Origin of the sequence: Roseixanthobacter psychrophilus, assembly GCF_043195195.1 — a bacterium.
GTDB lineage: Bacteria > Pseudomonadota > Alphaproteobacteria > Rhizobiales > Xanthobacteraceae > NCEH01.
In genome coordinates, this window is the sequence record NZ_JBAFWT010000187.1 from 1 (window position 1) to 448 (window position 448).

The 448-nt window shown below is 71.4% G+C and carries 1 protein-coding gene; it reads right to left on the bottom strand.

Annotation, left to right across the window (positions count from 1 at the left end; translation table 11 throughout):
- Positions 1-94 precede the first annotated feature (94 nt).
- The coding region (locus V5F77_RS29140) for a hypothetical protein (RefSeq protein WP_429008520.1) at positions 95-448 on the bottom strand (354 nt) is incomplete at its 5' end.

Genomic DNA, 448 nt, shown 5'->3' on the forward strand with positions numbered 1-448 from the left:
TCGCTGAGCGGCACCTCTCGACCCTCGGCCGGCCAGGGCTCACCCGTGGGCAAGGGGACCGGCGGCTCGGTCAGCGGCAAGCAATAAACGCGCTTCATGGGGCGTCCTCGTCGTCGGCCGGGAGCCCCGGCAATGTGATGGTGTCGGTGGCGATCGGCGTCCCCGCGTCCAACTCGAAGCTGGAGACCAACGCCGTGAAGGCCGGCGCCTGCGCCACCGCCTGCACCACGTCGCCCAGGGCCGACTGGCAGGAGAGCGTGACGATGCCGATGGCGATGCCCTGGTCGCCGTAGCCGTCGGCATAGGCTTGCGCGACGCCTGTCACGCTCAGCGTGCCGTGCACCGGCAGCGTCTGCCCGTGCAGGATGACGGCGGCGGTGGAGAGCACGGGATAGAGGCCCGGCCCGGCGTGATCGCCGCGATAGCGCCCGGCCAGCGAGGGGTTCTT